Source organism: Stenotrophomonas maltophilia group sp. Smal13 (genome assembly GCF_030236855.1).
GTDB lineage: Bacteria > Pseudomonadota > Gammaproteobacteria > Xanthomonadales > Xanthomonadaceae > Stenotrophomonas > Stenotrophomonas maltophilia_A.
This window is the reverse complement of sequence record NZ_JASJSQ010000026.1, coordinates 1-15698: the sequence shown is the minus strand read 5'-3', so window position 1 is coordinate 15698 and position 15698 is coordinate 1. Positions and strand designations below refer to the sequence as shown.

At 65.6% G+C, this 15698-nt stretch carries 13 protein-coding genes and 1 pseudogene; all 14 read left to right on the top strand.

The genetic code is table 11. The annotated features are described in order from the left end of the window. Position 1 precedes the first annotated feature (1 nt). The 14 genes and pseudogenes from flgJ to QRO95_RS10925 all read left to right on the top strand — a co-directional run bounded on the left by flgJ (position 2) and on the right by QRO95_RS10925 (position 15516). Positions 2–1200, top strand: a pseudogene (gene flgJ / locus QRO95_RS10995) (flagellar assembly peptidoglycan hydrolase FlgJ). An 8-nt stretch (positions 1201–1208) separates the two neighbouring features. Next, positions 1209–3089, top strand: coding sequence for a flagellar hook-associated protein FlgK (gene flgK, locus QRO95_RS10990; protein ID WP_285302543.1), 1881 nt, complete (start codon positions 1209–1211; stop codon positions 3087–3089). Further along, entirely contained in the window at positions 3086–4294 is a 1209-nt protein-coding gene (flgL, locus tag QRO95_RS10985; protein ID WP_049398114.1) for a flagellar hook-associated protein FlgL, read from the top strand. Before flgK ends, flgL begins: the two co-directional genes overlap by 4 nt. Before the next feature lie 86 nt (positions 4295–4380). Beyond that, positions 4381–5907 (top strand): flagellin, encoded by a 1527-nt coding sequence (locus QRO95_RS25380; RefSeq protein ID WP_404830348.1) that lies wholly within the window; start codon positions 4381–4383, stop codon positions 5905–5907. Between the two features lie 221 nt (positions 5908–6128). Next, positions 6129–7670, top strand: a complete 1542-nt coding sequence (locus QRO95_RS10970) for a flagellin (RefSeq protein ID WP_285302542.1) — start codon at positions 6129–6131, stop codon at positions 7668–7670. Positions 7671–7853: 183 nt separating this feature from the next. Beyond that, on the top strand, positions 7854–9194 hold the full coding sequence (gene fliD, locus QRO95_RS10965; RefSeq protein WP_285302541.1) for a flagellar filament capping protein FliD: 1341 nt from the start codon (positions 7854–7856) through the stop codon (positions 9192–9194). Positions 9195–9319: 125 nt separating this feature from the next. After that, complete coding sequence (fliS, locus tag QRO95_RS10960) at positions 9320–9739, top strand: flagellar export chaperone FliS (protein ID WP_049398118.1); 420 nt, start codon at positions 9320–9322, stop codon at positions 9737–9739. Further along, positions 9736–10026 carry a hypothetical protein gene (locus tag QRO95_RS10955; protein ID WP_125895720.1) on the top strand — a complete coding sequence of 97 codons (291 nt, stop codon included), beginning with the start codon at positions 9736–9738 and terminating at the stop codon, positions 10024–10026. The genes fliS and QRO95_RS10955 overlap by 4 nt, the downstream gene beginning before the upstream one ends. Next, positions 10023–10601 carry a PilZ domain-containing protein gene (locus QRO95_RS10950; RefSeq protein WP_010485910.1) on the top strand — a complete coding sequence of 193 codons (579 nt, stop codon included), beginning with the start codon at positions 10023–10025 and terminating at the stop codon, positions 10599–10601. The genes QRO95_RS10955 and QRO95_RS10950 overlap by 4 nt, the downstream gene beginning before the upstream one ends. 91 nt (positions 10602–10692) lie before the next feature. Next, positions 10693–11325 carry a response regulator transcription factor gene (locus QRO95_RS10945; RefSeq protein ID WP_032970105.1) on the top strand — a complete coding sequence of 211 codons (633 nt, stop codon included), beginning with the start codon at positions 10693–10695 and terminating at the stop codon, positions 11323–11325. A 285-nt stretch (positions 11326–11610) separates the two neighbouring features. Beyond that, on the top strand, positions 11611–13020 hold the full coding sequence (rpoN, locus tag QRO95_RS10940; RefSeq protein WP_285302540.1) for an RNA polymerase factor sigma-54: 1410 nt from the start codon (positions 11611–11613) through the stop codon (positions 13018–13020). A 14-nt stretch (positions 13021–13034) separates the two neighbouring features. Continuing rightward, on the top strand, positions 13035–13412 hold the full coding sequence (locus QRO95_RS10935) for a response regulator transcription factor (protein ID WP_010485922.1): 378 nt from the start codon (positions 13035–13037) through the stop codon (positions 13410–13412). Beyond that, positions 13409–14914 carry a sigma-54 dependent transcriptional regulator gene (locus QRO95_RS10930; RefSeq protein ID WP_049421906.1) on the top strand — a complete coding sequence of 502 codons (1506 nt, stop codon included), beginning with the start codon at positions 13409–13411 and terminating at the stop codon, positions 14912–14914. Before QRO95_RS10935 ends, QRO95_RS10930 begins: the two co-directional genes overlap by 4 nt. Positions 14915–15099: 185 nt before the next feature. Beyond that, entirely contained in the window at positions 15100–15516 is a 417-nt protein-coding gene (locus tag QRO95_RS10925) for a hypothetical protein (protein ID WP_285302539.1), read from the top strand. Positions 15517–15698: the final 182 nt, after the last annotated feature.

The following is a 15698-nucleotide window of genomic DNA, read 5'->3' as shown; positions in this document are numbered from 1 at the left end:
TATGCGTATCACTCCCGCATTCGATCTGCACCCGGCGCAACAGAACGATCCGGCCAAGATCGACAAGGTCGCGCGCCAGCTGGAAGGCCAGTTCGCGCAGATGCTGGTCAAGAGCATGCGTGACGCCAGCTTCGGCGATTCGCTGTTCCCCGGCGAAAACAAGATGTTCCGCGAGATGTACGACCAGAAGATTGCCGAGGCGATGACCCGCGGCAAGGGCCTGGGCCTGTCGGGCATGATCAGCCGGCAGCTGTCCGGCCAGGCCGCCGACGGCCCGGCGCTGGATACCCGCGTGGACCCGGCCAAGGCCAGTCGTGCCTACCAGCTCAATGCACCGGCCAAGCCGGCACCGTCGCTGCCGCTGGAAGACGGCAGCCAGGCCGTGCGCCTGCTGCAGCAGATGGCCGCCGGTGCACAGCACGGTGCGCAGGCGGCGGTCGCACCGATGGAACAGGCCCTGGACCTGATCGCCGGCCGCGAGAGCAGCAGCATGCACCGCTCGCTGGGCACCGACGATCCGTACATCGGCAGCCTGCAGGGCGAGAACTGGGCCGCCAACAGCGACCAGTGGTCGGCCACCGCCAGCAATCGCGGCACCGCGATCAGCCCGGCCGATGCGATGGCCACCCGTACCGCCGTCGCCCAGCTGGGCGAGCACACCCCGGAAGGCTTCGTTGCCAGCATCTGGCAGCACGCGCAGAGTGCCGCCAAGGAACTGGGCGTGGATGCCCGCGCCCTGGTCGCCCAGGCGGCGCTGGAAACCGGCTGGGGCAAGCGCCACATCAAGCATGCCGACGGTAGCACCTCGCACAACCTGTTCGGCATCAAGGCCAATGGCTGGAACGGCCAGCGCGCCGTGGCCGGCACGCACGAATATGTCGATGGCGGCGCCGCAACGAGACCGCCAGCTTCCGCGCCTACAGTTCGCCGGCCGAGAGCTTCGCCGACTACGTGCGCCTGCTGAAGACCAGCCCGCGTTACCAGCAGGCCCTGCAGGCCGGCACCGACGTGCAGGGCTTCGCCCGCGGCTTGCAGCGCGCCGGCTACGCCACCGATCCGCGTTACGCGGCCAAGATCGCCGCGATCGCCGGCGGACCGACCATCGAGCGTGCCGTCAGCGCCGTCGCCGATGCCGGCTCGCGCCTTGGCCAGACCTTCGCCAGCACCGCAACCGCGGCGCTGGGTATCACTCGTCGTTGAGGAACCCCATGTCCAGCGTACTTTCCACCGGTACTGGTGCCCTGCTCGCCTTCCAGCGTGCGTTGGCGACCACCAGCCACAACGTCGCCAACATCAACACCCCTGGCTACAGCCGGCAGAAGGTCGACTTCGCCACGTCTGATCCGCAGAACTACGGCTTTGGGGACGTTGGCAGCGGCACCCGCATCACCGATATCCGCCGTGCTGCCGACCAGCTGGCCATCTCGCGCCTGCTCGACAGCAGCGGCGAGCTGGCACGCCTGAAGCAGCTTTCGGGCATGGCCGACCGGGTGAATGCCCTGTTCTCGGACCCGGCCACAAATGTCGCCGGCTCCTGGTCCAACTTCTTCGACGCCGTCAGTGGCCTTTCGTCCAACGCGGCCGGCACGGCCGACCGGCAGAGCCTGCTCGATGGCGGCAAGGCCCTGGCGAGCCGCTTCGTGCAGCTCAACACGCAGATGAACAACCTGAGCAGCGAGGTCAACAACGGGCTCATTGCCGGCGCCACGGAAGTCAATCGCCTGGCGCAGGAGATTGCGCAGATCAACGGCGCCATTGGCAGCAACGTGGCCAACGCGGCGCCGGACCTGCTCGACCGTCGCGACCAGCTGATCTCGCAGCTGATCGGTTACACCGGTGGCACTGCCGTCGTCCAGGATGGCGGCGTGATGAACGTCTATACCGCAGGCGGCAATGCGCTGGTGGTGGGCACGACCGCGTCCAAGGTCACTACGGTGACCGATCCATATCAGCCCGAACGCCTGCAACTGGCGCTGGAAACCCAGGGCAACACGATCACGCTCGATCCCAAGGCAGTGGGCGGAAAGATCGGCGGCATGCTCGAGTTCCGCGATACCGTGCTGACACCGGCCCAGGCCGAACTGGGCAAGCTCGCCGTCGGTCTGGCCGAGAGCTTCAACCAGGCGCACCACCAGGGCGTGGACCTGTACGGCAAGATGGGCGGCGACTTCTTCACCATCGGCAACCCACGCGTCACGCCCAACGCGAGCAATACCGGTACTGGCAGCCTCACTGCGACCTATGGTGACCTGTCCAAGCTGGAGGCACAGAACATCGTCCTCAAGTTCGACGGCACCCAGTGGCAGGCCACCCGCGCCGACACTGGCGCCACCGTTGCGTTGACCGGTACCGGCACGACCGCCGATCCGCTGGTGATCAATGGCGTCAAGCTGGTGGTCGGCGGCACCCCGGCCACCAACGACCGTTTCCTCCTGCAGCCGACTGCGGGCGTCGCCGGAAGCCTGGAAACCGCCATCACCGATCCCTCCCGCATCGCCGCAGCGGCAGCGGTCAAGGGTACGGCTGCACTGGCCAACACCGGCACCGGGAAGCTGACCGGCGTCACCGTCAACGATGTATCCAATCCGAACCTGCGCGATCCTGCCGCAATCGCGTTCACGTCGGCGACCACCTACACCATCAACGGTGGGCCGCCGCAGACCTACACACCGGGCCAGACCATCAGCGCCAATGGCTGGAGCTTCGTGCTGGACGGTGCACCGAAGGTCGGCGACACCTTCAATATCAGCCCTACTCCGGCAGGCTCGTCGGACAACAGCAACGCGGCAAAGCTGGCCAAGGTCGAGGACGCCAAGGCCTTCAACGGCGGCACCGTCACCCTCAACGGTGCGCTGGGGGGGTTGACCACGCAGGTCGGCGCGGCGGCACGTTCGGCCGAGTACTCGCTGGACGCGCAGCAGGTCATCACGGACAAGGCGCAGGCAGCCCGCGACGAGATCTCCGGCGTCAACCTGGATGAGGAAGCAGCCGACATGCTGCGGTTGCAGCAGGCCTATCAGGCCGCCTCACAGCTGATCTCCACCGCCGACAACATGTTCCAGACCATCCTGGGAGCCGTCCGTCGATGAGCAGCCGAATTTCCACCGGGATGATGTTCAACCAGTCCGTGTCGCTGATGCTCGCCAAGCAGTCGAAAATCAGCCACCTCGAGCAGCAGATCGCGACTGGCAGCAAGATCACCTCCGCCAAGGACGACCCGGTCGCTGCAGGTACGGCCGTTGGCCTGGACCGTGTCGTGGCCGGGCTCGAGCAGCTCGGCAAGAACGCCAACAGCGTGCAGAACCGCCTGGGCCTGCAGGAAAACGCCTTGGCTCAGGTCAATGAGCTCATGTCGCGCGCCGTGGAGTTGAGTATCCAGGCCAACAGTCCGGTGCCCAAGGCCAGTGACCTCAAGGCCATCGTCAGCGAGCTGAAGACCATCCAGGAAAGCCTGCTGTCGCTGGCCAATTCCAGGGATGGCAGCGGACGCTACCTGTTCGGTGGCAGCAACGACGCTGACGCCCCGTTCCAGCGAAGCGGCGGCACCGTGACCTACAGCGGTGACCAGAACCAGCGGCAGGTGGAGGTGGCACCGGGCCAACTGGTCTCCGACGCCCTGCCCGGCAGCGAGATCTTCATGCGCATCCCCACCGGCGATGGCCGTGTGGATGCCAGCGCGGCCGCCGGCAACACCGGCAGTGGCCTGTTGACCTCAGTCAGCCGTGACGGCAGCGGCAGCTGGGCCGGCGGCACGCTCAATGTCCGCTTCACCGGCACTGCCGAAGGTGCCTATGAAGTGGTTGATGGCACCGGCACGGTGGTCGGCAGCGGAACCCACAAACCCGGCGAGGACATTGTCGTTGGCGGCGTGCGCATGCGCATCGAGGGCAAGCCAGCCGCCGGTGATCAGTTCAACGTCAGCGACGCGGGTAGCCGCGACATCTTCTCCACCCTGGACAAACTGGTCGCCGCACTGGAAACCGACCCGTCCACCGAAAGCCAGCGCACGGCGCTGCAGAACACGCTGCAGTCCAGCATCCGCGACCTCAACAGGGCCTCGGAAACGATGATCGACGCCCGCGCCAAGGGCGGCGCCCAGCTGGCCGCCATCGATACCGCGGCCAGCGCCCGCGAAGCCACTGCCGTCACCGTCAAGAGCACGCTCTCGACGATGCGCGACCTCGATTACGCCGATGCCATCGGCCAATACAAGCTGGAGACCGCCGCCCTTCAAGCCGCCCAGACGATCTTCAGCCAGATGCAGGCGATGTCCCTGTTCAACAAGATCCGCTAGTCCCTTTCCCCGTTCCATCCGTCTTCCAGCACGGCGCGTCCCGCGCCTTCCACACCGAAACAACCGAGCAACCACGGAGAAGCACCATGGCACAGATCATCAACACCAACACCATGTCGCTGAACGCTCAGCGCAACCTGTCCACCAGCAGCAGCTCGCTGGCCACCTCGATCCAGCGCCTGTCCTCGGGCATGCGTATCAACAGTGCCAAGGACGACGCCGCCGGTCTGGCGATCTCCGAGCGGTTCACCACCCAGATCCGTGGCATCAACCAGGCCGCGCGCAACGCCAACGACGGCATCTCGCTGGCACAGACCGCTGAAGGCGCACTGGGCGAAGTCGGCAACAATCTGCAGCGCATCCGCGAACTGGCAGTTCAGGCCCGCAGCGCAACCAACTCCGCCTCGGACCGCCAGGCGCTGAACGCCGAAGTGCAGCTGCTGAAGCAGGAAATCCAGCGCGTTGCCGAGCAGACCAACTTCAACGGCACCAGCCTGCTGGACGGCAGCTTCACCAACCAGGCCTTCCAGATCGGCGCCGACCAGGGCCAGACCATCAACATCTCGCAGATCACCAATGCGAATGTGCACAAGCTGGGCAGCTGGACGAGTGCTTCGACGAACGCGTCAGCACAGGGCGTCACGCCCGATGGCGGTGCCATCAAAGCTGTCAAGTCCGAATCCGGCGCTGCAGGTGCCTTTGCACCCGTGGCCGCTGGCACTGCCTACAAGCTCACCGTTGCCGGCGTCACGATTGTTGACGAAGCGACTGACGCTGTTGCCGCCGCTGACGTTGATGCGAAGTTGACCGAGAAAGCAGATGAACTGAAGAAAGCTGGCATCACCGTCACCGGCTCAGCCGTTGGCGCTGACCTCAAGTTCAGCAAGGCGGATGGTTCCAACCTGGTCATCACCCAGACCGGTGGTGGCTTCCCCGGCCCGATTGCCGGAACCTTCACTGGCACCGAAGCCAAGGCAGCCAGCTATGCCAAGACCAGCTTCACCATCACCGGCACGGTGAACGGTGCGCCGGGCCAGCCCGTCACCATTGATCTGGACAACGCCAAGACCGCCGCAGAGCGTGCGACGCAAATGGTCAACGCGATCAACGCCAAGACCCACGAAACCGGTGTAAGTGCCTCTCTCGTGGATGGAACACTGCAGCTCACGTCGAAGGACGCGAACTTCACCGTCGGCGCAATTGGCACCGACCAGGCCGCAGCCAAGACTGCATTGGCGCAGCAGACCGGCCTGACCGCAGACACTACCTCAAACTTTGCGGCTGGCGTTGCGCAAGTTGGCTTCGCCGAACTGGATATCTCCAACCAGGCCAACGCCGACAACGCCATCCTCGCCATGGATGCCGCGCTGCAGTCCGTCAATTCCGCCCGCGCCGACCTCGGTGCAATCCAGAACCGCTTCACCTCGACCATCGCCAACCTGAACACCAATTCGGAGAACCTGTCCGCAGCACGCAGCCGCATCCGCGACGTTGACTACGCACAGGAAACCGCCGAGCTGACCCGTGGCCAGATCCTGCAGCAGGCTGGTACGGCCATGCTGGCCCAGGCCAACCAGGTGCCGCAGAACGTACTGCGTCTGCTGCAGTCGTAATACCTGCACCACTCGCGCTGGAGCCGGGCCCCGCCATGCAGATGGCGGGGCCTTTTCGTTTGACCAGAAAAAAAGGATCGAAACTCCGCTAAAGGCCGGAGGGGTAGTGCCGTTATTGATTTCAGCAGCGGTAGCACACCCCTTGGGGGGACGCCAGCCACTGCCCCCCGAAACCGGTCAGGCTGCTCTGCCGGACACACTGCCTACAAGGAAACCGCACCATGGCACAAGTCATCAACACCAACACCATGTCGCTGAACGCCCAGCGCAACCTGGGCACCAGCGGCGCCAACCTGGCCACCACCATTCAGCGCCTGTCCTCGGGCATGCGCATCAACAGCGCCAAGGACGATGCCGCCGGCCTTGCGATCTCCGAGCGCTTCACCACCCAGATCCGCGGCGCCAACCAGGCCGCCCGCAACGCCAACGACGGCATCTCGCTGGCACAGACCGCCGAAGGCGCACTGGGTGAGATCGGCAACAACCTGCAGCGCGTCCGCGAGCTGGCCGTGCAGTCGCGCAGCGCCACCAACTCCGATTCCGACCGCCAGGCCCTGAACGCCGAAGTGCAGCTGCTGAAGCAGGAAATCCAGCGCGTCGCCGAACAGACCAACTTCAACGGCACCAACCTGCTGGACGGCACCTTCACCAACCAGGCCTTCCAGATCGGCGCCAACCAGGGCCAGACGATCAACATCTCCCAGGTCGCCAACGCCAATATCAGCAAGCTGGGTAACTGGACCAGCGCAACGAATGACGCATCGTCCACAGGCGTCGTTGCCAACGGTGGCGCGAAGGGGCCAACTGCGACCAACACTGCCGCTTCGGGCGCCTTTACGACCGTTACCGCCGGCACTGCCTACTCGCTGAGCGTCAATGGCATCTCGATCATCAATCAGGCAGCAACTGGTACCGCTGATGTAGACGCTGCCGCGATTGATACTGCTCTGAGCGACTCCACGCTCACCAAGAAGCTGGCAGATGCAGGCATCACGTTCACCGGCAAGGCGGCCGACTCCGACCTGGTCTTCACCAAGGCCGATGGCACGGATATCGCGGTTGCCCAGAGCGCAACAGGCGGATTCGGCGCCACCTTTGCCAAGACCCACAATACTGGCACCGAAGCCGTTGCCGCTTCGTTTGGCAAGACCAGCTTCACCATCTCCGGCACTGTTGGCGGCAAGCTTGGCCCGGCTGTCACCATTGATCTGGAAAGCGCCAAGACCGCTGGCGACCGCGCAACGCAGTTGGTGAACGCCGTCAATGCGAAGACTCATGAGACTGGCGTGAGTGCAGCCCTCGTCGAAGGTAAGGTGCAGCTGACCGGCAAGGAAGGCAACTTCACTGTCGCGTCTGCTACCAATGATGCTGCAGGCAACACCGCGCTGCTGGAGGCAACCGGCCTGACCACTGGCACCACCGCAAACTACTCCGCAGGTGGCGCCAAGACCGGCTTCGCCGATCTGGACATCTCGTCGAAGGGCGGTGCCGACAATGCCATCCTGGCGATGGACGCAGCCCTGAACTCGATCAACTCCGCCCGCGCCGACCTGGGTGCGATCCAGAACCGCTTCACCTCGGTGGTTGCGAACCTGAACACCTCGTCGGAGAACATGTCGGCTGCCCGCAGCCGCATCCGCGACGTGGACTACGCTTCGGAAACCGCCGAGCTGACCCGCAACCAGATCCTGCAGCAGGCCGGTACCGCCATGCTGGCCCAGGCCAACCAGTCCAGCCAGAACGTGCTGAGCCTGCTGCGCTGATCCAGCGGTAGTACAAGGCAACAACGGGAAGGGGGCGCAAGCCCCCTTCTTCGTGCCCGGTGGCGGATTGGCATGGGCCTTGCAGAAGGCTGGAGAGCGTTTCCACGCTCAAGCTCGCCCCTCCCAGGCCGATAGCAGGTGCAGGACACCCGCCCGGCCCGTCCAAGAAAAAGGATTCCCCTCATGGCCATCGGCACGATTGGTTCCGGCCTCGACATTCCCAGCCTGGTTGCACAGCTGACCGCCAAGGAACGCGAGCCCCGGGAAAAGCAGATCAACTCGGCGGGTGTTGCCGCCAGCGCCAAGCTTTCGGCGCTTGGCACCATCAAAAGCGGAATGACAGGTCTGCAGAGCGCGCTGAAGACCCTGGTCAAGGGTGTTGCCACCCCCGGCCTGAAAGTCAGCACGCCGACCGAGTCGAACTTCACTGCGACCCTGGACACCAGCACGACCGCCGGCAAGGCCGCTGCGGGCAGCCACCACGTGGAAGTCAAATCCCTGGCACAGAACCAGAAGCTCAGCTCCAAGGCGTATACAAAGGACGCCGTGGTTGGCGACGGAACGCTGACGATCGCATACGGCGACAAGTCCATCAGCGTGAACATCGAACCCGGCGCGACGATGGAGAAGATCGCAGCCGAGATCAATTCCGCCGCCGAGAGCAAGGGCGTCACCGCGGCCGTGGTTACCGCAGACGATGGCATGCACCTGGTGTTGACCGCCGTTGATTCCGGCAGCAAGGGCGCGTTGAAGGTCAGCGCCAGTGGCGGCAATGGCGGACTCTCCGAGCTGGCCTATGACGGCACATCCGCATCGAAGATGACCGAGATGGTGCCCGCCAAGGATGCGGTGGTGGTGGTGGATGGTTTCACCCGCACCAGCAGCTCCAACACGATCACCGATCTGGTACCCGGCATCAGCCTCACCCTGACCAAGGCGAAGGAAGGCGAGACGCAGACGCTGACCGTCACTCCGGACAACAGTACGCTGAAGACCAATCTCACGGCCTTCATCACCGCCTACAACGGCATCCAGACCACGTTGAAGAATTCCAGCGCCTACAACGCTGAGACGCGCACGGCCTCGACCATGACCGGCGACGCCATGGTCCGTGGCCTGCAGCAGCAGCTGCGCGCCCAGCTGAGTGCGAACGTCAACGACCTCAAGGATCTGGGAATCACCATTGCCGCCGACGGCAGCATGAGCCTTGATGGCGCCAAGCTCGACACCGCGCTGGCGAAGAACCCGGAGGCCGCCACCAAGCTGTTCGGTGCAGAGGGCGCGCTGGGCAAGCCGATGACCGAACTGCTGAAGAGCAGCCTGGACGCGACCACCGGCACGATCACCCAGCGTACGGCGACCTTGAACAAGCAGATCAAGGCACTGGAAAAGCAGCTGGACGAGCTGGACAAGAACATGGAAAAGGTGGCCGACCGCTACACCAAGCAGTTCACCGCGATGGAAAAGATGGTCACGCAGATGCAGTCGGCCGGCGGCTCGCTCATCCAGCAGCTCGGCAACTGATTACCAGGCATTTTTCCGGCGCAGTCGGTACTCAAGTAGAGCCCCGGCTGCGCCGATAACCCGTTAGACCCGTGCCGAACCCCTCAACCCACGCGGATGGGCAGGCATTCCAGGAGACTTCCCCTATGTACGGTTCCAATCGGCAGTTCGCCGAGCAGTACCGAAAAGTCGGCGTGACCACCTCGGTCGTCGATGCCGATCCACACAAGTTGGTAGCGCTGCTGCTGGCCGGTGCCTGCGAGCGCATCCGCACCGCTGAAGCCTCTTTGCAGCAGAATGACCAGGCGCGCAAGGGCAAGGCCATCGGCGAAGCCTGCGCCATCGTCGGCCACCTCAACGGCTCGCTCGATCACGAAGCCGGTGGCGAGATTGCCGGCAATCTGTCGGCACTGTACGACTTCGTCATCATGCGCCTGACCGAGGGCAACCTGCACAACGATCCGACCGCACTGAAGGAAGCCCTGGGCTTGATGGTGGAGATCGACTCGGCCTGGAACGCGATTCCGGCAGACCAGCGCCAGGTCACCAAAGCGGTGGCGCCATGAACCTTCAGACTATGCACGACGCCCTTGATACGCTGGAAACCAGCCTCGAGGGCGAGGACCACGACACCAGCGAACGGCTGATGGCCGAACACCTGGAAGCCGTGGCTGCCCTGTCGCTAGTTGTCGAGCGCCCCAGTGATGCCGCCATCCTCGCGTTGCGCGACCACCAGCAACGCGTACTGGCGCGCATGATCTCCCTCCGCGATGAAGCCGCAGCTCACCTGAAGCACACCGGCCGCTCCCTTCGCGCGGCGCATGCCTACCTGCAGGCAGAATCACTCGCATGACCCAACTGCCGACCACGTCGCTGCACCACCCCGCCGAAAGCGAGCTGTTCGACGAAACGCTCAGCTGCGAGCTGGCCTTGCCGGCCGAGTTCCAGGCAGGCAGCGCCGCCGGTCGCACCAGCAGTGCCGAAGGCCTGCTGCGCAGCCTGGCCTTGGTCGAGGACAGCCGCGTTGACGAGCACGACGACCGCAATGAGTCCAGCCTGCAGCTGCAGCGGCTGGAAGCCAAGCTGGATCTGGCGATGGTGCTGCTCGGCCGTCTGGTACGCCAGCAGGGTCAGGAACTGACGCTGCGCCCCGTGCGCTGGTCACGCCGCGGCATCCGCCTGCAGCTGGGGCCGCGCAGCGGCGCCAGCCCCGGCCAGGCCGGCCTGGTGCGCCTGCAGCCCAGCGACTGGCTGCCTGACCATATCGACCTGCCCGTGGAAGTGATCGCCGAAGCGGCGGACGGTGGCGGTGGTCACTACCTGTGGCTGCGTTTCCAGCGTCTTGGCGATGGCCTGGAGATGGCAATGGAGCGGCATCTGTTCCGCCTGCATCGCCGCCAGGTGGCCGAAGCACGCCGCGCCCGCTGAAACCTGCCACCATGACGCCGGATGGGCAACCCTTGGCGCGCCCGTTCAGCTAAGTTAAGGTGGACTCCCCTCACGGACCTCCAACGTGCCTGTGCGAGTTCTCATCGTCGACGATCACACCCTGGTCCGCGCCGGCCTGGCGCGGCTGCTGCAGGGGTTTGCCGACGTGCAGCTCGTCGCCGAGGCCAGCAATGCCGAGCAGGCACTGCAGCTGGCCCTGCAGCACGCCCCGGACGTGATTCTGATGGACCTGTCACTGCCCGGCCGCACCGGCCTGGAAGCCCTCAGCGACATCCGCCTGCGCGCCCCCGGCACGCGGGTGGTGATGATGACCATGCACGACGACGCCGCCCACGTGCGCGATGCACTCGATCGCGGTGCGGTCGGGTTCCTGGTCAAGGATGCCGCACCGCAGGAGCTTGAACTGGCGCTGCGTGCCGCGCACGCCGGCCAGGTGTTCCTGAGCCCGCAGATCTCCGCCAAGATGCTGGCACCGATGCTCGGTCGCGAAAAACCCACCGGCATCGCCGCACTGTCGCCGCGCCAGCGCGAGATTCTGCGCCGCATCGGCAAGGGTGAGAGCAACAAGGAAATCGCCGCCGACCTCGGCATCAGCGTCAAGACGGTGGAAACCCACCGCGCACGCATGATGGAGTCGCTGGGCTGTCGCCGCGCCAACGATCTGCTGCTGCTGGCCGCGCGCCACCAGCACGAGCTGGAGTGATCCTCCGCGAAGGAGGTCAGATCCGCACTGACGACGAATTCCCGTCACCCCGACACTCCCTGACAGGAATCCGTACATGGCGCAGCCCGATCAATCCGGGACCCACACCGGAAATCAGCAACTTAGCGGCGATCATCGTCAACATTCCGCGACAATGTAGGGAATACCCCTACACCCTGTCAGGACATTCACGAAGCCCCTCAGGAACCCCCTGATTCCGCCCCCGCCGGATCAAAAGCAAGATGCGTTCCACAAGGCGCCGGGGAGCGGTGCCGGGGAACCACGATGAAGGCTGCACTCTCGGCCCAGCTGGGCCAACAACTTCACCTCACCCCGCAGTTGCTGCAGTCGATCCGGCTGCTGCAGCTCGATGGCCTGCACCTGGAACAGGAAATCCAGCGCCTGCTGGACTCCAACCCGCTGTTGGAGATCGAAGAGGCTGAAGCACCCACCGCCGAAGCCACCGAGGCCGGCGCCACCACGCTGGAAACCGCTGCGTTCGACGAGCTGCCCGAGTCGTCGATGTGGGACGTGGCCGGCGCCAGCTGGCAGGACGGCGACGACGACCGCATGGCGCGCATCGCCGCCGGCGAATCGAGCGACCCGCAGCTGCGCGTGCTGCAGCGCCTGTCGCTGGACATGGATGACCGCGAGCTGGCCGTGGCCGCCTTCTGGCTGGACCATTGCGATGAGGCAGGCTACCTGCAGGCACCGCTGGACCAGCTGCAGCTGCTGGCCAGCGCCCAGTTCGACATCGCCGCCGACGGCGTGGAAGCCATCCGTCAGCAGCTGCTGCATGGCGAGCCGGCCGGCATGGCCGCACAGGACCTGCGCGAAGGCCTGCAGGCCCAGCTGCGCAGCCTGCACGGCGTAGTCCCCGCCCGCCACCTGGCGGCACGTATTCTCGATGGCGCGCTCGACGCGCTGGCCGCGCACGACTACCCCGCCCTCGCTCGCCTGCACGACGCCGAGATCGACGACGTGCGCGAGGCGGTGCGCCTGATCCTCTCGCTGCAGCCGCGCCCGGGTGACAGCCTGCTGCCCGAACGCAATGCCGTGGTGGTGCCGGACGTGGTCGCCTGGTACGCCGACGACCAGTGGAAGGTGGCGCTGAATCCGGCGACCAGCCGCCGCGTCTCGATCAACAGCCAGTACGAACAGGCGCTGGCCGAGACCAGCGAGGCCGCACCGGCACTGCGCGAAATGCTGCAGGAAGCGCGCTGGTTCAGCCGCGGCCTGTCGATGCGCTACGACACCCTGCTGCGCACCGCGCGGGTGATCGTCGAGCGCCAGGCCGCGTTCCTGGTGCGTGGCGAGGAGGCCATGGCGCCGCTGACCCTGAAGGAAGTGGCCGAGGAAATCGGCATGCACGAGTCCACCGTCTCGCGCATCACCACCGGCAAGTTCCTGCAGACCCCGCGCGGCACCTTCGAACTGAAGCACTTCTTCGCCGTGCGCCTGGAAGGCGCCAGCGTCTCCGGCCAGGCCGTGAAGGCCATGGTCCGCCGCCTGATCGACGCCGAACCGGCCGGCCGGCCGCTGGCCGACGAGGCCATCGCCGGCCTGCTGTCGCGCCAGGGGGTGAACATTGCCCGCCGAACCGTCGCAAAATACCGAGAACAACTGGACATCGCCCCGGCCCGTGAACGGCGCCGGCTTGGCGCCAGGCAACCGCAGCTGGCCCGGGTGGGCTGAAAAGGATGTTGGACATGAACAAGCTCACGGTCCTGCTGGTCGATGACCACGAGGGCTTCATCAACGCGGCGATGCGCCATTTCCGCAAGATCGATTGGCTGCAGATCGTCGGCAGCGCCGGCAACGGCCTGGAAGCGATCGAGCGCTCGGAAACGCTGCGCCCGCAGGTGGTGCTGATGGACCTGGCGATGCCGGAAATGGGCGGCCTGCAGGCCACCCGCCTGATCAAGTCGCAGGACGATGCACCGTACATCGTGATCGCCAGCCACTTCGACGACGCCGAGCACCGCGAACACGCGCTGCGCGCTGGCGCCGACAATTTTGTCAGCAAGCTGTCCTACATCCAGGAAGTCATGCCGATCCTGGAAGGCCTCAGGGAGGATCGATCGTGAGCGAATCGCGCATCCTGGTGCTGGACAACGACGCCGTGCGCGCAGAGCGCACCGTTGCCCTGCTGGAATTCATGGATTTCAACCCGCGCTGGGTTTCCGACGCGGCCGACTTCGACCTGGGCCGTCAGCGCCAGAACGACTGGATGGCCGTGATCGTCGGCAGCCTGGACGACACCGCTGCCAGCACCGCGCTGTACAACTGGCTGGGCGGCAGCAGCCTGCCGCCGCCGGTACTGCTGGCCGACGGTGATGCCGCAGCCTTTGCCCATCAGCACGGCCTGCACGAAGCCAACATCTGGCCGCTGGAAACGCCGCTGCGCCATGCGCAGATGGAAGCCCTGCTGCGCCGCGCCAGCCTCAAGCGCCTGGACGCCGAGCACCAGGCCGGCGCCGCGCAGGACCAGGGCCCGACCGGCAACGGTCCGGCGGTGACTGCGTTGCGCACGATGATCGAACAGGTGGCCGCATTCGACACCACCGTGCTCGTGCTGGGCGAATCCGGCACCGGCAAGGAAGTCGTGTCGCGCGCAATCCATCAGCGCTCGCCGCGCCGCGACGGCCCGTTCGTGGCGATCAACTGCGGCGCCATTCCGGCCGACCTGCTGGAAAGCGAACTGTTCGGCCACGAAAAGGGTGCCTTCACCGGCGCACTGACCGCGCGCAAGGGCCGTTTCGAAATGGCCGAAGGCGGTACCCTGCTGCTCGACGAAATCGGCGACATGAGCCTGCCGATGCAGGTGAAGCTGCTGCGCGTGCTGCAGGAGCGCAGCTTCGAACGCGTGGGTGGCAACCAGACCATCCGCTGCAACGTACGCGTTGTGGCCGCAACCCACCGCGACCTGGAAACCCGTATTGCTGAAGGCAAGTTCCGCGAGGATCTGTTCTATCGCCTCAACGTGTTCCCGATCGACGTGCCCGCCCTGCGCGAGCGTCGCGAAGACCTGCCGGCGCTGGTGGAAACCATCGCCGCACAGCTGGCGCGCACCGGCCGTGGCGAAGTGCGCTTCACCCCGGAAGCCCTGCAGGCCCTGGCCGGCTACGAGTGGCCGGGCAATGTGCGCGAACTGACCAACCTGGTCGAGCGCCTGGCGGTGCTGCATCCGGGCGGATCGGTGCGCGTGCAGGACCTGCCGGCCCGCTACCGTGGCGACGCTGCACTGGCAGCGGTGGCCGCACCGGCACCGGTACAGCCGACGGCCAGCGAAGAACGCCTCGACCTGCGCAGCTTCTCGTTCCACACCCCGGGCGGCGGCAACCAACCGGCGCTGGAGCACGGCATTGCCGTCAATCGCGCCGCAGCACCGGCGGCGCTGCCCGATGAAGGCATGGACCTGCGCAACCACATGGCCAACATCGAACTGGGCCTGATCAACGAAGCACTGGAACGCACCCAGGGCGTCGTCGCCCACGCCGCCCAGCTGCTCGGCCTGCGCCGCACCACCCTGGTGGAAAAGCTGCGCAAGTACGGCATCGAACGTGAGCAGGCTGAACTGGCCGGCTGAAGCTCGCAACCAGCATGAAGGGGGCACGAACGCCTGGGCTAGCCCAGGCGTTGGTGTTTCCAGTACCAGGGGTCAGATCCCTTTCCTGCGGAAAGGAATCTGACCCCATTGCATTTGCACGTTTTCCTAAAGACATCACCGCCGCAGTGCGGAGCATGGCAAGGACATCCCAACGAGGTCCCACCATGCATCGCCTCACCCTGCTCGCCGCCCTGCTCTGCCCGCCCCTGGCCAGCGCCGCCGACTGCACGCTGCCCACCACGCTGGACCAACGCCAGTTCACCAACCTCAGCGACCCGCTGTACCAGCCAGATAATCCGAATGCCGGACGCATGGTCCAGCTCAGCTTCGCCGGCAACCAGTACGTGCTGGACATCCTCGGCACCGATCTGCGCATCGACGGCAGCTACCGCTACCGGCGCCTGGCCCCGCACATCGCCGAGATCCAGATGACCGAAGCCCACCCGGCAGGCCCTGCCCGCTACACCCTGCTGCTGACCTGCCTGAGCGACCGCCAGGGCCGCTTCATCTACACCCAGCACGACGGCCCCATCGCACCGCGCCAGCGCCAGAATTCCGGCCGCTGGACCCTGCAGCCATAGGCCAGAAAACCGACGCCGGTTAAATGGCGCCTCCAATGGGGTAAGAGCCCGTGCCGACCAGAACGTGTCGACCAAGGTCGACACCCACCATGGGCAGTCCATGCTCGTCCGTCAGATCGCAGGACATTGTCGAAGGCGGGGTGGGTCCGGTTGCGGGGGCGTGAGCCGCATGGATGCGGCGA

Coding starts and splice junctions, on each gene's coding strand:
- flgK (WP_285302543.1), top strand. CDS start 1,209: ATGTCCAGCGTACTTTCCACCGGTACTGGTGCCCTGCTCGCCTTCCAG.
- flgL (WP_049398114.1), top strand. CDS start 3,086: ATGAGCAGCCGAATTTCCACCGGGATGATGTTCAACCAGTCCGTGTCG.
- QRO95_RS25380 (WP_404830348.1), top strand. CDS start 4,381: ATGGCACAGATCATCAACACCAACACCATGTCGCTGAACGCTCAGCGC.
- QRO95_RS10970 (WP_285302542.1), top strand. CDS start 6,129: ATGGCACAAGTCATCAACACCAACACCATGTCGCTGAACGCCCAGCGC.
- fliD (WP_285302541.1), top strand. CDS start 7,854: ATGGCCATCGGCACGATTGGTTCCGGCCTCGACATTCCCAGCCTGGTT.
- fliS (WP_049398118.1), top strand. CDS start 9,320: ATGTACGGTTCCAATCGGCAGTTCGCCGAGCAGTACCGAAAAGTCGGC.
- QRO95_RS10955 (WP_125895720.1), top strand. CDS start 9,736: ATGAACCTTCAGACTATGCACGACGCCCTTGATACGCTGGAAACCAGC.
- QRO95_RS10950 (WP_010485910.1), top strand. CDS start 10,023: ATGACCCAACTGCCGACCACGTCGCTGCACCACCCCGCCGAAAGCGAG.
- rpoN (WP_285302540.1), top strand. CDS start 11,611: ATGAAGGCTGCACTCTCGGCCCAGCTGGGCCAACAACTTCACCTCACC.
- QRO95_RS10935 (WP_010485922.1), top strand. CDS start 13,035: ATGAACAAGCTCACGGTCCTGCTGGTCGATGACCACGAGGGCTTCATC.
- QRO95_RS10925 (WP_285302539.1), top strand. CDS start 15,100: ATGCATCGCCTCACCCTGCTCGCCGCCCTGCTCTGCCCGCCCCTGGCC.